Origin of the sequence: Pseudoalteromonas sp. SG41-1, from assembly GCF_014164575.1 — a bacterium.
In the GTDB taxonomy this organism is placed as follows: domain Bacteria; phylum Pseudomonadota; class Gammaproteobacteria; order Enterobacterales; family Alteromonadaceae; genus Pseudoalteromonas; species Pseudoalteromonas rhizosphaerae.
Window position 1 is genome coordinate 63530 of sequence record NZ_JACJFL010000002.1, and the last position, 18685, is coordinate 82214.

The window sequence follows — 18685 nt, forward strand, 5'->3', positions numbered from 1 at the left end:
ACCACCTACAAAGGTGGTTTTTTCGTTTAAGTATCCAGTAACTTTAGCTGCCAACGGCACTTGGTTGTACATCCAAACCATAACCAAACATCACTGCAAGTACGAGCACAATCGATGCTGCTAACATCAATTTAAGTAATAGTGGTAAACAAAAACGGAACCAATGCCCATAAGGGACACCCGCCATGCCTAAAATTCCCATTAATACCGCATTGGTAGGGATAATCATATTTGAAAAGCCATCACCAAATTGATACGCAAGCACTGCAACTTGGCGTGGCACGCCGACTAAATCGCCCAGTGGTGCCATAAGTGGCATAGTGACATACGCTTGCCCAGAACCTGACGGAATAAAGGTATTAAGCACTGTTTGAATTACTAACATGCCAATGGCTGATATTTCAGCACTCACATAAGATAATGGCAGTGACATGCCATGCACTAAGCTATGCAATATTTGCCCATCTTCAAGGATTAAAGCAATACCACGGGCAACACCAATTAAAATAGCGGTGGTGACGAGATCTGAAACACCTTCAATAAAGCGGTTTGCAGCATCATCGGCAGATAAACGGCCCAGAATAGCGATCAACACACCCCACGCGATAAACACGCCGCCTAATTCGTATAAGTACCAGCCTTTGGTTGCAATACCCCATACAGCAACACCTAGCGTGACAATAAAGCTACCTAAAATTAATTTATGACGCAGTGCAAGTTCAGGGTAATGCGGTGTTGCTTGATCATTGAGAGGGCAAGGCACATCAAGCATCATGGATTTACTTGGATCGGCGGCCACCTTTTTAGTGTACTGCCACACATGATGAAAACCAATTAGTACAAAGGGCACAAATATCGCTAAGCGCAACCATAAACCAGAATAAACAGGAATTTCAGCAATCTGCTGGGCAATTAACACTGTGAATGGGTTAAACGCAGACACGCCATAACCAATCCCGTAACCGGCTACAATCATCCCTACTGCTGTCATTGCATCAAGGCGCATAGCTTTACAAAGAGCGACTAATATTAATACAAATGGAATATATTCACCCGCTGTACCAATACTGCTTGATGCTAAGGCAAAACAAAAAACCACCATAAATATAAGTCGTTGCGGCTTTTTACCATGGCGCTCAAGTAAACGGCCAATCAACGCATCAACCGTGCCGGTAGCACGGGCAATGGCCAGTACACCGCCAACAATCAAGACAAAAAAGATCACATCTTGCGCCGCAGCAAAGGCGCGCGGAATCGCCGTTAATAAATCCCAAGGGGTAAGATAGTGACGTTCAGCGACCGTATGATAGGTGCCCGCAAGGACCATTTCCCGACCAGACTCGGTGAGTGTTGTGTCAAAAAAACCTTGTGGTACTAACCAGGTAGCAACTAACGCAGTGACCATCATACCTAGCAGTAAAATCAAAGTATGCGGTACTTTGAAAGAATTACTCATACGTTCTCCATTTTTATAATTGGCGCAGCAGATATGCCTCGCTGTTTTTTGTTAAGGATAACACGAGTTATAAAATCACAATAAAAATAGCAACGTCAGTCTGTAAAGGAATGTAACGGGGGGCACTAAGTTAAAGAAGAAAGTTAGTTAAAAAGCGACGCAACAGGTAAATTGCGTCGCTTGTCATTTTATTACGCTTCTTGCTCGGCGATTTGTTTAAATGCTTGCACAAATGCGTCGTTTGGCTGGCCGCCAGTGAGGGCGTATTGATCGTTAATGATAAAGGTTGGCACTGAGGAAATGCCCATTTGCTGTAGCGCATTTTGCTCGCTGCGTACTTCTTGGAAATACTCGCCTGAGTCTAAAATTTCTTTTGCGCGGGCTCTATCAAGACCAACACTTTGTACTACATCAAGTAGGTTGTCTTGCTCATTAAGGAAAATTAAATCGGTAAAGTGGGCTTTAAATAAAGCGAGTTTTAGCTCGGTTTGTTTGCCTTCAGTGGCAGCCCAAGTGAGTAAGCGATGTAAGTCAAAGCTATTGATCATGATGCGTTTACCGTCAAAATTAAAGGTAAAGCCTGCTTTTTCACCCATCTCTAAAATACGTTTGCGGTTTTCGTCGCCTTGCTCCTCGCTCAGGCCATATTTTTGTTGTAAATGCTCATTTAAATCTTGCCCTTCAATTGGCATATCTGGGTTTAACTCAAATGGCTTCCAGCTGATCTCAGCTGAAAATTCGTCACTTAATTGCGCTAATGCTGTTTCAAGGTTTTTATAACCAATAATGCACCACGGACACATTACGTCTGAAACGATGTCGATTTTTAGCTTTTTCATGAGTGAGCCTATTTTTTACAGTGTGTACGGGTCTATATGCAGGCGCGAAGGGGTTAATTCAAGAGGGGGGATTTTCAATTTACAGAAATAAGTGCTTAAACTGCACGGTAAGCGTTTACCGTGCAGTCGTTATGATGGACTAGCTTAGTCAGCTAAACCAAAAGGGTCTTCGATGCTATGGGCAGGCTCAGTAAACCATTTTGGCCCTTTATCAGTCATATAGAAATGATCTTCTAAGCGAACGCCAAATTCATCAGGTATAACTAGCATAGGCTCATTACTAAAGCACATACCTGTTGCAAGTGGGGTTTTGTTGCCGCCGACTAAATAAGGCCATTCGTGAATATCTAAGCCAATACCGTGGCCTGTGCGGTGGGGGCAACCTGGCGTTTGATATTCAGGACCTAGCTCTTGCGCGGCTAAGTAACTACGCGCGGCGGCATCGACTGCTTCACAAGGCGCACCAATTTTTGCAGCGTTGAAGGCGGCAATTTGTGCGGCTTTTTCATAATCCCAAAATTGGCGTTGGCGCTGTGTTGCTTCACCAAAAACGTACGTGCGGGTGATATCTGATAGGTAGTCATGCACTTTACAACCGGTATCAATCAATACCATATCGCCTTTTTTAAGGATTTGTGGGTCTTTCACGCCATGTGGGAACGAGGTTGCAACGCCAAATAATACGATGCAAAAATAGTTACCTGGAGCACCTACTTTTTGGTGTGCTTGCTTGATAAACGCTTCAACTTCGGTGGTGCTGATTCCTTCGTGTAACATACTTGCAGTTGCTTGGTGAACCGCTAACGTCATATCCATAGCGCGTTGCATCAGTGCCAGCTCGTTGGCTGATTTATGCATTCGACAATGAGCGGTCACAGGTTGTGCATTGACTAGGTTTAAGCCGGTTTGTGCTTTGTTTATACCATCAAAAATAAAGAACTGTGCGCTTTCGTCAATGCCAACAGTGCCATTAGCCGCAATGCCCATTTCTGCGAGTATTTCAACAAATAAAGCATAAGGGTTTTGGTGCTCTTGCCAACCACGAATAGGGCCATCGATGACTTTAAAACCGTTTAGTGAGCCAATTTCAAAATACGGGGCAATGTATTGTACGTCGCCTTTAGCCGGTAATATTGCGCCTACCATACGCTCACTGGCATACCAACGCATACCGGTAAAGTAGGTTAAGTTAGTGCCTGCATTTAAGTAAATTGCATCAATACAATTGGCTTGCATGTAGGCTTGTGCTTTGGCAATACGCGCTAAATGCTCATCAGCCTGAATAGGCATTAAATCGCCCGTCATATCGCTTAGACCGGCGAGTGCTTGCTCTTTAGTTTGCGTACCAATACCAAATATTGTCATGGTGCTCTCCTTTATTTATATGCGGCTATTGTGCGTGTGGCTGTGCTTTACTGCAAGCGGGTTGCGTTGAAAAGCGACTCACACAATAAGGGTGTATATCTATTTGCGGCGGGTGGTTTAAACACAGTGCGGTTATTAGCTCTGCGGTTACGGCGCCTTGGGTTAATCCTAAGTGCTGGTGGCCAAAAGCAAAGTACAGGTTATCGTGGTTCGGGGCGCTACCAATAACGGGCAATGAATCCGGTAGCGATGGCCTACAGCCCATCCAGGTACTGTTAGCATGTAATGAAAAGGCTGATCTATTCAGTAATGCTTTAGCGTTGGGTAATAATGCTAATGCGCGTTTGTTATTCATTTTTCGTTTGGTGCCGGCAAATTCTACCGTGCCAGCAATGCGTAGGCCTTGGCTCATGGGAGTCATAATAAAGTGACGCTCGGCAGAGGCCACAGGGCGTGAAAGCCCGTAATTACTGGCTAGCATGCAATGGTAACCACGTTCAGTATCAAGCGGCACTTTGTAGCCTAAAGGTTTCAATAGTGTGTTACTCCATGCGCCTGCGGCGATGACTACTTTATTCGCTGTGACAATTTGATTTTGGCAACTGAGTGTATAACCTTGCTTTGCAGGCTGTATCGAGGTGATTTTTTGTTGGCAAAATTGGCCGCCCAACGCGCTAAATTGTTCTGCTAAGTTGAGGCAAAATAAATGCGGATCAACACTGTGAGCCACCTCTTTAAATAATAAAGCGTAGGTAATGGTTTTAGCTAAATTGGGCTCTAGTAGACGCACGTGTTCGCCATCAAGTAACTCCACCTCAATACCCTGATCAAGGTAGCTGCGCAGCATAGCGTTAATTTTACTAAGAGGGGTGGTCTCAAAAGTCAGTAAGCTGCCCTTTTTAGTTAGTAAGTGGCCTAAATTATACTCACTGAGTAAGCGCTCATAAGCGGGGATCGCTAGTTGGTTTAACGCCTTAAGTGCTTGTGTGTTAGTGCGATAAGTCTTGCTTGGCATGTTTTTAACAAATTGCCAAAACCAAGGTAGGGCTTTAAAGCCATAACGCCAATCAATCCGTAGCGGCCCTAATGGATTGAATAACATACCGGGTAGCTTCTTTAATAGTGAAGGGTGCGCAAGCGGAAACACTTGCTCAGTCGCAAAGTGTCCAGCATTGCCTTTAGAGCAGCCTTGCGCTAAACCATTTTCATCATACAAGGTGACTGCAAAACCTGCTCGTTGTAGTTGTAATGCGCTACAAATGCCAATAATACCAGCTCCTATAACGGCGACTTGCTGTTTATTTTTATCCGCCAAAATAATTTACCTCTTCTATAAAAGTAATACCAAACACTTGATTTGTAGGCGCGTATACATTGCATCTCACTTTAAACAGTGATTTATGAAAAAAATCCCGCTGTATTAAATCAGTAAATAAGCATTGTTTTTCAGTTGCTTAAGTAGTTATTCCCAATCCCAAAAGAGCCTCAGAAGATAAACCTTTTAACAAACTTTAAGGTGGGATATTGATTATTGTATACAATATACCTATGATATCAAGCCTAAACATCAATCAGGTAATTAAAATGACAGTAACTTGGCAAGGAGTCTGTGCAGCAGTAATGGCTCAGTTTAGTGCAGACGACTCCATTAACTTTGCAACAACAGCAAACATGAGCGATGAACTGATCAACAAAGCTGTTCACGGCATGATTGCACTGGCTATAGCAAGCCCTACTAACCTAACAAAATTAAAGTGGGCTAAGTGATGCGTAAAGGAAGTTTTTTTTGTATTGACGGCCATACTTGTGGCAACCCAGTTAGGCTTATAACCAGTGGTCACCCGCAATTGAGCGGGCAGAGCATGAGTGAGAAGCGCCAAGATTTTTTGCAAAATCACGATTGGATCCGCCAAGCACTGATGTTTGAACCTCGCGGTCACGACATGATGTCGGGCGGATTTTTATATCCACCGACCACGGAAGACGGCGATGCCGCTATTTTATTTGTTGAAACATCTGGGTGTTTGCCTATGTGCGGCCACGGCACAATGGGTATCGTTACGTTTGCTTTAGAGCATGGTTTGTTACAGGCAAAAGTGCCGGGAACTCTGCTGCTAGACACACCTGCTGGGCGTGTCCAGATCAACTATGAAATGAGTGATGGCAAAGTACAGTGGGTAAAAATTTATAATGTACCTGCGTATTTAGCACATAAGTCGATAGTTATTGAAGTGCCTGAATTGGGCGAGCTGATAGTAGATATCGCCTATGGCGGCAACTTCTACATTATTGTTGAACCGCAAGGTAATTATAAAGGCATTGAACATTTAACGGCTGGGCAAATTTTGCAATATAGCCCGCTAGTGCGTGATGCAATAAACGCCAAAATTAAATGTGTTCATCCGCTTGACTCAACCGTTCAAGGCGCAAGCCATGTTTTATGGACAGGCACCCCAAAAAATGCCAATTCAGACGCCGCAAATGCAGTTTTTTATGGTGATAAAGCCATTGATCGCTCGCCATGTGGAACAGGCACCAGCGCCCGTATGGCACAGCTATTTGCCAAAGGGCAGTTGGCTCAAGGGCAAAATTTTATTCACGAAAGTTATATTGGCAGCCAGTTTATTGGTTGCATTGAACACGTAACAGAGATCGCAGGCATAACAGCTATCTTACCAAGTATTCAAGGTTGGTCTAGGGTGACGGGCACAAGTGCTATCACCGTAGATGACGATGACCCATACGCATTTGGGTTTCAAGTAATTTAATGAGGAGCAAAGCATGACATTAACAGGACAAAGTTTAGTAGCAGGGCAATGGCTCGGTCACTCTGGAAATGGTGAATTTAACGCATTTTCCCCCGCCCGCAATGAACCACTCGCAACGCGCTTTTTTAACCTCAGCGCCACTGAGTTAGACAGTGCAATAGAAGCCGCACAATCGGCGTTTTATGAATATCGTAAAACCAGTTTTGCACAACGAGCAGATTTTTTAGAATGTATTGCTGATCATATTTTAGCGCTTGGTGATGAGTTACTTGAGCAAACACAGCAAGAAACCAACTTACCGCTGGCACGTTTGCAAGGTGAGCGTATGCGCACCGTAAATCAGCTTAAAGCCTTTGCTAATGCATTACGTGACAACCCTGAATCGCCACTGGGTTTAAAAATAGTGGATGAAGCAGATGCCACCAGAGCACCGTTACCAAAGCCGCACACTGAACTTAACTATTTACCGCTGGGGCCGGTGGCTGTATTTGGTGCATCTAATTTCCCTTACGCCTTTTCAACACTGGGCGGCGATACCGCCGCAGCCCTTGCAGCAGGCTGCCCAGTAATTGTAAAAAACCACACCGCGCACCCAGGAACGGGTGAGTTGATGGCACGTGTGGCGCTTGCAGCCATTAAAGAATGTGCAATGCCGTTAGGCGTGTTTGCAATGGTACAAAGTAAAGCCTACGACATATCGCATCAATTAGTGGCTGCGCCGGCAATAAAAGCGGTGGGGTTTACAGGCTCATTTAATGTGGCCAGCAAGCTGCAAGCAACAATTGCCAAGCGTGAAGAGCCGATACCATTTTATGGTGAGCTTGGCAGTATTAACCCACAAGTTATTTTACTCAATAAAGCCATTGAACATAGCAAAGAGATGGCACAATCACTTTGCCAGTCAATGCTGATGGGGAACGGGCAGTTTTGCACTAGCCCAGGGCTTTGGCTAGTACCAACCGGGTGTGACGAACTCGAAGCACATATAACAGCGTGTATTAATGATGCCCCATCAGACACTTTACTCACCCCTGGGATTGTTAAAACCTTTAAACACCAAATAGCAGAGCGAACTCAGCTTGATAAGCTTAGCGTGCTGGGTAAAGGCAAGCTGGAGCATGAATTTCATGCAAATGCACATGTATTTGCTTGTAATGCTGATGACTATTTAGCAATCTCAGCTTTGCAAGAAGAAGTGTTTGGCCCTGCTGCGTTAGTGGTGCGCTACGACAGTGAACAGCAGCTCATGACATTGATAAACCAATTACAAGGGCAGTTAACCGCCAGTATTCATGGCACTGAAGCTGATTTAAACAACGCCGATAGCCTTATCGAAGCGCTGCAATATAAAGTAGGTCGTTTGATAAAAAATCAGCTGCCAACAGGTGTTGAAGTGTGCGCTTCAATGAACCACGGTGGGCCGTTCCCAAGTTCAACCGATGTACGCAGTACCTCTGTGGGCGCAAATGCAATGTTACGTTTTATGCGACCAATTTGTTATCAAGCATAGGATTTATTGGGCGGGATATGCAAATTGTATATTCCCGCTTTCCCCCTTGTTTATATAGGGTACCGACAGATTCTCACTTGGCATATGAGTGAACTTGAGTATAATGTATGCTAAATGCAATGTAAGAGGATCACCATGGCTATCGAGCACAAAACCCGCACCCAGCTTGTTGCAGAAGCAATTCGCGCAAAAATTCTCTCTGGTGAAATTAAAGCAGGCGAGCCCTTACGTCAAGCTGCACTGGCAACAGAGATGAACGTAAGTCGTATTCCTGTACGTGAGGCACTTCTTCAGCTTGAAGCCGAAGGGCTTGTTAACTTTGAAGCGCACAAAGGAGCTACGGCAACAGAGCTTTCAGCATCACAAATTGATGAGATTTTTGATTTAAGAGCCTTACTTGAAGCAGAGCTATTAAGCCATTCAATAGACGGTTTAACAGATCAAGATTTAATCGACGCTGAGCTTATTTTAACTGAGCTTGAAAGCGCTATGGATGCGGGCGACACCCACCTTGCCACAGGCGATTTAAATAGTCGATTTCATGGTAAATTATATTCGCGCGCGCAACGGCCACAAACCCGTGAGCTGGTAGATATGTATAGTAAAAATTCAGAGCGCTACGTGCGCATGCATATTTTACTGGCTGGTGGTTTAACCACCGCACCCGAAGAGCACCGCACATTGTTAAATCACTGTCGCGCAAAAGACACTAAAAAAGCCTGTGACTTTTTGAAAAAGCATATCTTGGGCGCCAAAAACGACATTAAAAAGCTATTATTAAAAATCGAAGACGAAAAAAGGTAACCTTAATAAGTTGTTATTATAAATTTTAATGTGTGTTTACGCAGTTCAGGGTAATCACTCAAGAGTGTTTATCGGTATTCTTGGTAAAAGGCTGTTAGCTATCTGTCAGAAATTGCGAGTATCTATGAATAATGAATATCATTGGTGGGATCTGGAAGACTCTAGCTTCAAGGGTGTTTTATACGACTCGATAAATTGTTATTTCTTGCATGACTTGCCTTACAAAAACTGGGAAGAGTTTTCTGAAGCTGACCCACATATGGCTTATGCACAATTAACCTATGTCCGATTTAACATGCTTGAACAACAATTCATTGATTTGCGGGTTATCCCTCAAATGCTTGGGGTTGAAACTGTTCCAGTTAAATCCAGCGTTCAAGACATAAATAGATACGACTGGCTTAAATCTATCGTTGATTTGACTTTATTCCGTTTTTCCAGCTTGAGAGATATAGCCTTTCATTTTGTGAATGAAGTTTTGGAGCTAGGACTTTCTGATTTTCAGTTAAATATTAAGCAACTCAAAAAAGCTCTCAAAACAGAGTACCCTGAAATTCTAGAGGACTTAAAAACTCTTGATAAAACCGGTGAAGAATTGCGGACTGATCGTAATGACCGAGCACACAAGGGATTCAGTGAACTCTATACTGGCGATGATAAAATGTTCAAAAATATGTCGTGGATGGAAGGCAAAGTTATCGACAACATTGATTATGATTTGGTCGGTATTTATGAAAACTCCCGTGACAAAATTTGTGATCTAGTAGTTCAAGAAGTGCAGGTGGCATTAAGAGCTACAATCAACTTAGTTGATAATTGCTATGACCACTATCGTGATACACACCTTAGGTTATCATGCGGTTCTGCAATGGGAGTGTCGCAGCATTTCCCACTGCATTGTGAAAAAGATAGCTAACAAGCAATTTAAGAGTGATTCCCCACGCTTGGCAGTTTCAGTTTAGGGCTAGTTCAGTGTTTACGGTGTTCAATTTGAGCGTCGTGGTAGCGTGGCCCACACCTTAATTGGGGGGTGAGGCTGTAGAATTACTCTTTTTTTAAGAAAGACAGCCAGTTTTATGGGTTCCAAATGCATTACCTAATGCTTTAAAAACGCTTAGAGTTAATTACAGGAGCTCGTCTTTTAATTGAATTTGGCTGTTGGAGTTATACTACAGCCTCGTTAGGTGATTTACATGGATGGTTGGCAGTATCACGATATTGGTTTTGAATCCCAAACTAAAAAAATCAATGGTATTAATATTTGGAAGTATCCTTGGAACGACATGGACGAACCATCATTTGAAGTGCCTCATCCTCAATATCCAGATCAACGTCATAAAATCACACCTTACTTTATTAAAACTAAAGGTAAAACTCTCACATTTGCTGCGGGTGAAGTTAGTAATTGCGTTTGATGTATTTATGTTGCAGAATCAATTGCCTAATACATATGAGCCTTAACTCTGTCAATAGGCACTAGTGTTCTTTTTGACCGTTTTATAAATTGAAGGTCAATCAAAAATCAACTCTAATTCAATAAGCAAATTCGTTTACTTCGTATGTCGATGTGGCTGTTAAGCAAGTAGCTTACGGCAAACACATCTAGGATGCGTTACGCAGTAATCTCTTATTGCGATCTTATCGCAGCCAGGTTTTTCCCATATCCTTTTGGACTTTCTGGGGCACTACGACTAAATAGATTTAGAAGGTAGAACGAAGCAGGATGCCAGAGCCGAGACATTCATCGGTTAACCTAATCATGGCAAGTAGCCTAGGCCTGTTTTGAATAAAATAAGATGTAACAATCTCAAAAATAGCCAATCTGTAAAGATAAAAACTCCGTAGCAACGGAGTTTTTGCTATTTGAATATTTTAAAACATCAGTCTAGTAAATCGAGGACCTCAAGTCGTTCTTTTGCTAGGGCATACCGTGTGTGCACGTCATCAATTTGCTGTTGGGTTAACTTCTTGCCAAAGGTGCGAAGCCCACCTGTTAGATCATTATGATGAATGCCAAAAGCAAACTTAAGGTATTCTAAAAGTAACGGCTGTGCATCAAGATAGGATATAGAGTTCATCGCTTGAGAGATTTTGTTTGCCTCGGCCCATTCTCCGTTATTTACATACTCTTGCATTGTAATACTCGCTTTTGGGAATATGCAGCCCACACCTGTAATGCCGCCACATGCGCCTGCGAGTCCTGCATGTACAGTAACGGTGTCAACACCGGCCAATACTTTTAAATTTTTGTTCTCTAACATCATTGTTTCAATAACTGACACATCGATAGTTGATATTTTAAGCGCAGTTACCTCTGGTAGAGCTGCAAGCCTTGTAAGCAGATCAGTTGAAAGCGCATGGTAGCCCGCTGCGTCAGGGTTGTTATAGGGCATTATTGTTATGCCGGCCTCTTTTGCCGCTGAGGCGCTAAGCGCGTAGTAAGCATACATCTGTTCATCACAAGGTGTTTCTTTGGTTTTTGGTGGCATTACCATAACGGTATCTACGCCGACCGTTGCGAGTTCTTTTACTATTTTGGCTAGTTCTTCTTTGGTTTCTGCCGCTGCGCCACTGATTAAAGGAACGTTGTGTTCTTTAGCAACACTTGAAAGGGCTTTTAGTAAAGAAAGGCGTTGCTCAGCACTTAGGTAGCTGTTTTCACCCAGCGTACCAGAGCCAACAAGTCCACCCATACGAGTACCCCCCTTTCCTTGCACTTTTAAAATATCTGCAGCGTATTTTTTTGTTGTATCAAGGTCTATTTCCAGGGCTCCGGACTCTGACTCTTTTAGCCATGTAAATACGGCCGGCATAACTGTATATCGCCAATCTTTACTGTTCGTTTGCATCATATTTCCTCTTATAAATACATATTGTATACATTATACATTTAGATTGTATCAGCTAAATTGCTTTCGGCAAGGCCGGAATAAAAATAAACTAAACCCTGTATTAATTACTTTGCTCACTTCTGTTACTTTTTAGGTGTTCAGTGTGAGTTTGCAAGCAATTGATTATAAATATTGTTTTTGAATAAGTTTGACATGAACCATCTTGTTTTTTAATTTTACGTAAATTAAATGCATATTACATATTGTATACAATATGTAATAAGTGTATATTTTTTACGTCAAGGTTAGCCTGGCAACAAAAAATCAACAGGATCAAAGGAACATTTCATGTTTACGAATAATAAAAAGCAAACTCGGGGAGTGGGTGTTAAAACCCTACTGGCAACAGCTGTTACAGCTGCATTAATAATGACACCAGCTGCGCAGGCCGTAGATGGTAGTAGTATTGTAAAAGGTCATATTGTTGCACACTCTGGTAATGATTTGATTGGCGCAACAATTACACTTAAACACAAGAGTAAAGGGCTTGTTTACACTATTACGAGTAATGCTGAAGGCGATTACTTATTACGTAATGTACCGGTGGGTATGTACGATGTAACGATTGTAAAAGATGGCTATCAAACACTAATTGAAGAAGATGTAGCAGTGACCATTGGTCAATCAATCATTCTCGATGTACAACTTTATAAAGCTGGTACTGATATAGAGCGTATCGCGGTAACAGGTTCGGCAATTCGTCGTGTAGATATGGCTTCCTCTACCTCCGGTTTAACGTTTAGTGATGCTGAGCTTAAAGCAATGCCGGTTAATACAGGCTTTGAGAGCATTGCTTTACTTGCGCCAGGTACCGCTGCACCTGGTGGCTCTAATTTTAAAGGCGCATCAAGTTTTGGTGGTTCATCGGCTGCTGAAAATGGCTACTATTTTAATGGCTTAAATGTAACGAGTATTCGTACTGGTTTAGGTTCCATTCGCCTTCCTTGGGAAGCTATATCCCAAACTCAAGTTAAAACCGGTGGTGTAAGCCCTGAATTTGGTGGTGCATTAGGCGGCATTGTAAACGCTGTGTCTAAATCGGGCGATAACGACTTTAAATTCGGTGCAGAGGTGCGCTGGGATCCTGATGGCCTTCGTAGTCAACATGATTCAATATTTCAAGATAGTGGGACAATAAACACTAATACACAGCAAAGCAGTTACGACTTTAAAGAAGTACAGCTATGGGCAAGTGGTGCAATTATTGAAGATACCCTGTTCTTTTATGGTTTATTTGCACCACGCAGAGAAGAGTCTAATAGCGCAGGGCAAACCACTTTTTCTGATTTTGAGCGTGATGAAGACCGTTGGTTCACCAAAGTGGATTGGTTTATTAATGAAGATCACTCTATTGGTTTCTCTGCAATGAACAATAAACGTACTTGGACTGATAAAACGTTTGCGTATAGTTGGCAAGATAATGTGGTAGGTGATCAACAAGGTGTCGATGCACCAGGCGAAGATGGCGGCAATGTATACAGTATTAACTACAATGGCTACCTCACAGATACTTTTTCAGTGTCAGCCGTTGTTGGTCGTGTTACTGAAAATGTTGAGAACGTTGTAGCATCACCTAATCCCGGCGTGTGGGATGAACGTGACGGTTTTGTAACTCTAAGCCAGCATACAAATTCCGGTATAACGGAAGAAGAGTATATTCGTGATCAAGCCAGAATTGATTTTAACTGGGACTTGGATATGCATTCAATTCAATTTGGTATTGATTACACCAATGTGAAGGTTGATTATTTTGAAGGCCAAAATGGTATTGGGGATGCACAAGGCTGGTGGACTATAAAAACTGCTGGTGAAAATGATATATCAAGTGCTGCGCTGGGGAGTGACTTTATCGAAAGGCGGGTCCGTAGCCGTGAGGTCGATTCAGATACAACTTCACTGGCGTTTTATATTAATGACTCATGGCAAGCAACTGATAATTTAGTCCTTAATATGGGTTTGCGTTATAGCCAGTTTGAAAATAGGGTGACAGATGGCCGAGCATTTGTTGATATTGATAATCAAATAGCGCCACGCTTACAGGCTATTTATGATGTATCGGGTGACGGTAGCGCTAAAATATTTGCCACTTACGGGCGCTATTTTCAGCCAGTATCTGCGAACATGAATATCACTCAAGGCTCTGCATCAATTGAATGGTTTGAGTATTTTGAATTAGATCAATTAGAAGGCAATGGCTCGCCTACTTTATTAGCTGACGGCTCACCTAGCAGAGGTGATATGTTACGAGATAGACGCTGGCGCCAGCGTGGTATTACTGAACCTGGGTTAATTGCCTCGTCTTCTTTAAAACCAATGTACAGCGATGAGTTCACAATAGGGTATCAACAAGAAGTTTTTGATTCTATGTCTGCCGGCGTACGTGCTATTTACCGCGACCTTGGGCGCAGTGTTGAAGACACGGATGTAGGCCCTATACTTGCCAAGAAACTTGCCGAAATGGGGATCACCGATAACGTAGGGCAGGGTTCATATTATGTGCTTAATAATCCTGGTGAAGCGATTCAAATGTCGTATGACTTTGATGGTGATGGAGAAATAGATAACGTTAATTTAAGTGCTGATGAGCTTGCACTTGCCGAAGCACAACGCAAATATTTGGCCCTTGAGTTTACCTTAGATGGCAATGTAACCGATGACTTGCGTATCAATACTTCATATACATGGTCACATAGCTACGGTAATACGGAAGGTTTAGTTAAAACGGATAACGACCAAGCAGATCCTGGTTGGACGACCTCTTACGACTATGGCGATTTGATGGATCATGGCTATGGTAATTTACCAAATGACCACCGCCACGCAATCAAATTTAGTGGCGCGTATAATATTACCGATTCACTGACTGTAGGTTTAGTTGCGCGAACTACATCGGGTCGTCCAAAGAGCTACTTCTCAGTTCACCCTGAAGGTGTTGATAGCTGCGAGCAAGGAAGCCCGTGGGATGCATGTGTGAGTAAATACTATGACCAAGCATCGCACTATGATGAAAATGGTAACCCGGCACCACGCGGAAGCAAAGGTAACTTACCGTGGTTAACTAATGTGGATATGTCACTGACTTATTATACTGACTTTTTTGGCTCTGACATGACCTTAAAAGGCACGGTATATAACTTATTCGATGGAGATAGCGCGGTATCGATAAACGAGGAGCGAGCTCAATATGGCGATAATGGCTTAGAGCTCAACCCAGATTATGGTTTAGTAACTGGCCGCCAAGGTGCTCGATATGTATCGTTAACCGCACGTATAGAATTTTAAGTTCCCTGGTAAGTGGCTGTAAATTGTCGTTTTAGTAAATAGTATCTAACAAGCGAAAACTAAAACTGACAAAATGTTTAAGCACATTCTCATTAAGAGTAACACAGCCTTGATGCTGAGTAGGTAACTGCTCAGCATTTTTTATTAAAGTTATTGCACTAAAAAATATTGAGATATATTGTATACAAAAGTGAAGGAGTTAATTATGACCCAGACTTTATTTTCCCATTGGCAGCAGCCTAATAATGATTGGTTACAAATACATACTTTAGAGATGCACACTGGTGGTGAACCATTGCGTATTATAGTTGATGGCTTTGAGCAACTTACAGGTGATACGATGCTAGAAAAGCGTGCCGATTGTTTAGCGCGTTTTGATTATTTACGAAAAGCATTGATGTTTGAACCTCGTGGTCATGCCGATATGTATGGCGCAGTGATCACTTGTGCTGTGCGCTCAGATAGCCATTTTGGCGTACTTTTTTTACATAATGAAGGTTATAGCACCATGTGCGGGCATGCGATTATTGCACTGGCTACCGCTGCAAAAGATTGCGCACTTGTTGACTTTAAAGATGGCTATAATGAACTAAGAATAGACACTCCAGCTGGGCTTATAAAAGCGTATGTTGAACTTAACAATAATCAGTTACAGCAAGTATATTTTGATAATGTCGCCAGTTTTGTTGATAAATTAGACGTTAAAATAAGCTTGCCGATGTGTGGTTCGGTTAGCTGTGATATAGCGTTTGGCGGTGCATACTACGCATTTGTTGATGCAGATACTCTTAATTTAAGCTTAGCACCTGACAATCATGGACATATAATTAGCCTTGGGAAAGCCATTAAACAGCAAGTGACTAATCAATATCAGCCAACGCACCCAACCGATCAGGCACTGGGTTTTTTATATGGGGTTATTTTTTACTCCAATAGCCAGTTATCACAAATTAACCACTTTAGCCGTCATGTGTGTGTATTTGCCGAAGGTGAACTTGATCGAAGCCCTACAGGCACGGGCGTAAGCGCTCGTGCTGCATTAGCTTTTGCCAAAGGCGAATTAGCGGTAGGACAAAGTGTAAATATTGAGAGCATTTTAGGCTCAGCATTTAATGTAATGGTTAAGCAAACATGTGAGGTTAAAGCACGGTCTGCGATTATTCCTCGTGTTACGGGTACAGCCTTTGTGACGGGTAAACATACCTTTTTAATTGATCCAACAGATCCCCTAAAACAAGGATTTATTTTTCGATGAATAATCATTTTTTAGTACGCCAACAATTACTAAAACAACGTATGGCAGAGCAAAACTTAACGGCGTTATTAGTGTTAGGGCATGAGAATATTCGCTACTTGAGCGGGTTTAGTGGTAATGCCGCGTATGCAATTGTGACGCAAGCTAGCTGCATACTTATTACTGATTATCGTTACTTTGAGCGCGCACAATCTGAGTGCCAAGGGTTTGAAGTGATCAGCCGCGACCGTGATAGCGAAAGTTTAGGCTGTTGTATTAACCGTTTTTTACCTGCTAACAGCCATTTAGGTTTTGATGCGGCATTTATTAATGTGGCATTGTGGCAGCAAATTGCTAGTGATTTGAGTGGTCACACATTAATGCCAATTCAAGGAGTAATTGAACGTCAGCGCATGATCAAAAATGACTGGGAAGTAGCACAAATAAAAGCTGCGGCTGCGATTGCGGATGAAGCACTTGCACACACTATTCCATATTTTAAAGTAGGTGTAAGCGAACGTGATTTAGCCTTAGAGCTAGAGTTTAGAATGCAAAAATTAGGCTCTGAAGGAATGTCGTTTGCAACGATTTTAATGTTCGCAGAGCGTACCTCGCTGCCCCATGGTAGCCCCAGTGATAGAACACTTAAAGAAGGCGACTTTATTACCCTAGACTTTGGCGCTGTTGTTAATGGCTATCGCTCAGACATGACACGTAGTTATGTATTAGGTAAAGCGTCAAGCAAACAAGTTCAAATTTACAATGCAGTTGCGACTGCACAACAAGCTGCTATTAATTTAATTAAGCCAGGGGTTGATTGCATTGATTTACAAAATGCATCACAACAAGTATTGGATGGCTCTGGTTTTGGAAAATGGGCAGGACAAGGGCTTGGCCACGGCTTAGGGCTATTTTTACACGAGCAGCCGTTTATCAATAGCAACGTTAAGCACGTATTAGAAGTGGGCAATGTGATCACCATAGAGCCAGGTATTTATATCTCTGAATATGGAGGGGTGCGTTTAGAGGAGGACATCTTGATCACCAACACGGGTTATGAAATTTTAACTCACGCACCTAAACCATTCGAACTGGAGTTATAAAATGCAAGTTATTGATAAAAAACACATTGATAACGCCCTTGATTTTGACTCGTTAATCACTGCTATGCAGCAAGGTTTTGCCCTCGATTTTACTATGCCAAAGCGTAACGTCTATGAGTTAGATAGCAACAGCGGTAGCCGGGATGCGTTTGCTGTGTTACCTGCATGGAATGAACAAGTGATTGGCGTAAAAGCATTTACTTATTTTCCTAATAATGGCGAGGCGGGCTTTGATTCTTTGTATTCTAAAATAATGTTGTTTTCGCGCGAGCACGGCGAACCGTTGGCACTGGTAGATGGCACGAGTATTACTTTATGGCGTACGGCAAGCGTATCGGCGCTTGCGAGTCGTTATTTATCCCGAGAGAATAGTAATCATTTAGTATTTTTTGGCAGTGGTAACTTAGCCGAGTATATGGTGCGTGCGCATTTGGCTGTTCGTAATTTTAAACGAGTAACGCTGGTGGCGCGTAATCATTTAAAAGTAGTCGCCCTGCAAAGTTGTTTAGAGCAGTTATATCCTGATGTTGAGTTTGTCATTGGGCAAAGTACGCAAGAAGTAATTTACAGTGCTGACGTGATCAGCTGCGCGACCGGCTCTCAAGTGCCATTATTTGATGGCAACTGGTTAAAATCAGGCACGCATGTTGACCTAATCGGTAATCATCAGAGTGACCATCGCGAATGCGACACCGCCACAATTACTCGTAGCCGCGTTTATGTTGATAGTAAAACCAATGTATTAGGAGAAGCAGGTGAATTATTAATACCAATAAGTGAAGGTGTATTTTGCGAGCAAAGCGTATGTGCTGAATTAGCTGATTTAGCGAAGGTAAATACCGTAGCCCGTTTTAACGAAACGGATATAACGGTATTTAAATCAGTTGGTACAGCACTGAGTGACTTGATTGCTGCAAATCAAGTTTATCAATCTCTACAGAACTAATAGATAATTTGTGGTGAGTTTTTAATGTGTGTGCTGTGTGTCTGTTTTAGTTTTATAAGGTAAGTGAAAGATGAATACTGTGCTATTGATATTGGGTGTGTGTTTTATTTTTGCAGGGTTACTGCCTCTTTTTAGGTGGTTAAAGTGTAAAATAAGCAAACATCACTGGCGCGTGTGTGTGATTGATAACATCACTAATGCGGTTAATACTCGTATTGGTGCTCATGAACTATTGCCGTCACAGTCAATGTTAGTTAGCTTTAGATTTAACAATCATTTGTATAGCGTATTGGTCAGTCACGACAACACCCTGCTCACACGATTCAAACAAGGCGAGCCTTGCAGTGTATTGGTTGATAAAAATAACCCGCAAAAGGTTTATAACAACTCACAACTATGGCAAAGCTATGCATTAGTTTGGTTGGTTAGCGGTCTAAGTTTGTGCGTGGGGAGCTATTTTTTAACGTGAGGTAAACGAGCATGCTTG

16 protein-coding genes are annotated in these 18685 nt (G+C 42.4%); 11 read left to right on the forward strand and 5 right to left on the reverse strand.

Annotation, left to right across the window (positions count from 1 at the left end; all coding sequences use genetic code 11):
• Positions 1–43: 43 nt before the first annotated feature.
• The 4 genes from H5203_RS01885 to H5203_RS01900 form a co-directional block, all read right to left on the reverse strand.
• Positions 44–1456, reverse strand: coding sequence for a YfcC family protein (locus H5203_RS01885; RefSeq protein WP_145234478.1), 1413 nt, complete (start codon positions 1454–1456; stop codon positions 44–46).
• Between the two features lie 191 nt (positions 1457–1647).
• Complete coding sequence (locus H5203_RS01890; protein WP_145234476.1) at positions 1648–2295, reverse strand: DsbA family oxidoreductase; 648 nt, start codon at positions 2293–2295, stop codon at positions 1648–1650.
• Positions 2296–2439: 144 nt separating this feature from the next.
• Positions 2440–3660: a Xaa-Pro peptidase family protein gene (locus H5203_RS01895; protein WP_145234474.1), complete on the reverse strand. Its 1221-nt coding sequence runs from the start codon at positions 3658–3660 to the stop codon at positions 2440–2442.
• Between the two features lie 25 nt (positions 3661–3685).
• On the reverse strand, positions 3686–4975 hold the full coding sequence (locus H5203_RS01900) for an FAD-binding oxidoreductase (protein ID WP_145234472.1): 1290 nt from the start codon (positions 4973–4975) through the stop codon (positions 3686–3688).
• Between the two features lie 269 nt (positions 4976–5244).
• Here H5203_RS01900 and H5203_RS01905 point away from each other — a divergent pair, with 269 nt between their 5' ends.
• The 6 genes from H5203_RS01905 to H5203_RS01930 all read left to right on the forward strand — a co-directional run bounded on the left by H5203_RS01905 (position 5245) and on the right by H5203_RS01930 (position 10157).
• Positions 5245–5427 (forward strand): hypothetical protein, encoded by a 183-nt coding sequence (locus H5203_RS01905; RefSeq protein ID WP_145234469.1) that lies wholly within the window; start codon positions 5245–5247, stop codon positions 5425–5427.
• Positions 5427–6428 carry a 4-hydroxyproline epimerase gene (locus H5203_RS01910; protein WP_182739491.1) on the forward strand — a complete coding sequence of 334 codons (1002 nt, stop codon included), beginning with the start codon at positions 5427–5429 and terminating at the stop codon, positions 6426–6428. The genes H5203_RS01905 and H5203_RS01910 overlap by 1 nt, the downstream gene beginning before the upstream one ends.
• Before the next feature lie 13 nt (positions 6429–6441).
• Positions 6442–7938 (forward strand): aldehyde dehydrogenase (NADP(+)), encoded by a 1497-nt coding sequence (locus H5203_RS01915; protein ID WP_182717615.1) that lies wholly within the window; start codon positions 6442–6444, stop codon positions 7936–7938.
• A 135-nt stretch (positions 7939–8073) separates the two neighbouring features.
• Positions 8074–8742: a GntR family transcriptional regulator gene (locus tag H5203_RS01920; protein ID WP_145234461.1), complete on the forward strand. Its 669-nt coding sequence runs from the start codon at positions 8074–8076 to the stop codon at positions 8740–8742.
• 124 nt (positions 8743–8866) lie between these two features.
• Positions 8867–9658, forward strand: a complete 792-nt coding sequence (locus tag H5203_RS01925) for a Cthe_2314 family HEPN domain-containing protein (protein WP_182757463.1) — start codon at positions 8867–8869, stop codon at positions 9656–9658.
• A 277-nt stretch (positions 9659–9935) separates the two neighbouring features.
• Positions 9936–10157, forward strand: coding sequence for a hypothetical protein (locus tag H5203_RS01930; protein WP_182717613.1), 222 nt, complete (start codon positions 9936–9938; stop codon positions 10155–10157).
• 465 nt (positions 10158–10622) lie between these two features.
• Here the strand turns inward: H5203_RS01930 and H5203_RS01935 are convergent, their stop codons facing one another.
• On the reverse strand, positions 10623–11591 hold the full coding sequence (locus H5203_RS01935; RefSeq protein ID WP_145234584.1) for a dihydrodipicolinate synthase family protein: 969 nt from the start codon (positions 11589–11591) through the stop codon (positions 10623–10625).
• 330 nt (positions 11592–11921) lie between these two features.
• Between H5203_RS01935 and H5203_RS01940 the strand changes: the two genes are divergently transcribed.
• The 5 genes from H5203_RS01940 to H5203_RS01960 all read left to right on the forward strand — a co-directional run bounded on the left by H5203_RS01940 (position 11922) and on the right by H5203_RS01960 (position 18667).
• A complete protein-coding gene (locus tag H5203_RS01940) occupies positions 11922–14915 on the forward strand; it encodes a TonB-dependent receptor domain-containing protein (protein WP_182819281.1) in 2994 nt (997 codons plus the stop codon).
• A 205-nt stretch (positions 14916–15120) separates the two neighbouring features.
• A complete protein-coding gene (locus H5203_RS01945; protein ID WP_145234449.1) occupies positions 15121–16170 on the forward strand; it encodes a proline racemase family protein in 1050 nt (349 codons plus the stop codon).
• A complete protein-coding gene (locus H5203_RS01950; RefSeq protein WP_145234446.1) occupies positions 16167–17252 on the forward strand; it encodes a Xaa-Pro peptidase family protein in 1086 nt (361 codons plus the stop codon). The genes H5203_RS01945 and H5203_RS01950 overlap by 4 nt, the downstream gene beginning before the upstream one ends.
• A 1-nt stretch (position 17253) precedes the next feature.
• Complete coding sequence (locus H5203_RS01955; RefSeq protein ID WP_182717610.1) at positions 17254–18198, forward strand: ornithine cyclodeaminase family protein; 945 nt, start codon at positions 17254–17256, stop codon at positions 18196–18198.
• Positions 18199–18268: 70 nt separating this feature from the next.
• Positions 18269–18667: a hypothetical protein gene (locus H5203_RS01960; protein ID WP_145234441.1), complete on the forward strand. Its 399-nt coding sequence runs from the start codon at positions 18269–18271 to the stop codon at positions 18665–18667.
• The last annotated feature ends 18 nt before the right edge of the window (positions 18668–18685 follow it).

What these genes read in the sequence shown, in the direction of transcription:
- H5203_RS01910 (WP_182739491.1), top strand. Translation starts at nt 5,427, where the DNA reads ATGCGTAAAGGAAGTTTTTTTTGTATTGACGGCCATACTTGTGGCAAC.
- H5203_RS01920 (WP_145234461.1), top strand. Translation starts at nt 8,074, where the DNA reads ATGGCTATCGAGCACAAAACCCGCACCCAGCTTGTTGCAGAAGCAATT.
- H5203_RS01935 (WP_145234584.1), bottom strand. Translation starts at nt 11,591, where the DNA reads ATGCAAACGAACAGTAAAGATTGGCGATATACAGTTATGCCGGCCGTA.
- H5203_RS01890 (WP_145234476.1), bottom strand. Translation starts at nt 2,295, where the DNA reads ATGAAAAAGCTAAAAATCGACATCGTTTCAGACGTAATGTGTCCGTGG.
- H5203_RS01950 (WP_145234446.1), top strand. Translation starts at nt 16,167, where the DNA reads ATGAATAATCATTTTTTAGTACGCCAACAATTACTAAAACAACGTATG.
- H5203_RS01930 (WP_182717613.1), top strand. Translation starts at nt 9,936, where the DNA reads ATGGATGGTTGGCAGTATCACGATATTGGTTTTGAATCCCAAACTAAA.
- H5203_RS01885 (WP_145234478.1), bottom strand. Translation starts at nt 1,456, where the DNA reads ATGAGTAATTCTTTCAAAGTACCGCATACTTTGATTTTACTGCTAGGT.
- H5203_RS01915 (WP_182717615.1), top strand. Translation starts at nt 6,442, where the DNA reads ATGACATTAACAGGACAAAGTTTAGTAGCAGGGCAATGGCTCGGTCAC.
- H5203_RS01945 (WP_145234449.1), top strand. Translation starts at nt 15,121, where the DNA reads ATGACCCAGACTTTATTTTCCCATTGGCAGCAGCCTAATAATGATTGG.
- H5203_RS01955 (WP_182717610.1), top strand. Translation starts at nt 17,254, where the DNA reads ATGCAAGTTATTGATAAAAAACACATTGATAACGCCCTTGATTTTGAC.
- H5203_RS01925 (WP_182757463.1), top strand. Translation starts at nt 8,867, where the DNA reads ATGAATAATGAATATCATTGGTGGGATCTGGAAGACTCTAGCTTCAAG.
- H5203_RS01960 (WP_145234441.1), top strand. Translation starts at nt 18,269, where the DNA reads ATGAATACTGTGCTATTGATATTGGGTGTGTGTTTTATTTTTGCAGGG.
- H5203_RS01905 (WP_145234469.1), top strand. Translation starts at nt 5,245, where the DNA reads ATGACAGTAACTTGGCAAGGAGTCTGTGCAGCAGTAATGGCTCAGTTT.
- H5203_RS01940 (WP_182819281.1), top strand. Translation starts at nt 11,922, where the DNA reads ATGTTTACGAATAATAAAAAGCAAACTCGGGGAGTGGGTGTTAAAACC.
- H5203_RS01895 (WP_145234474.1), bottom strand. Translation starts at nt 3,660, where the DNA reads ATGACAATATTTGGTATTGGTACGCAAACTAAAGAGCAAGCACTCGCC.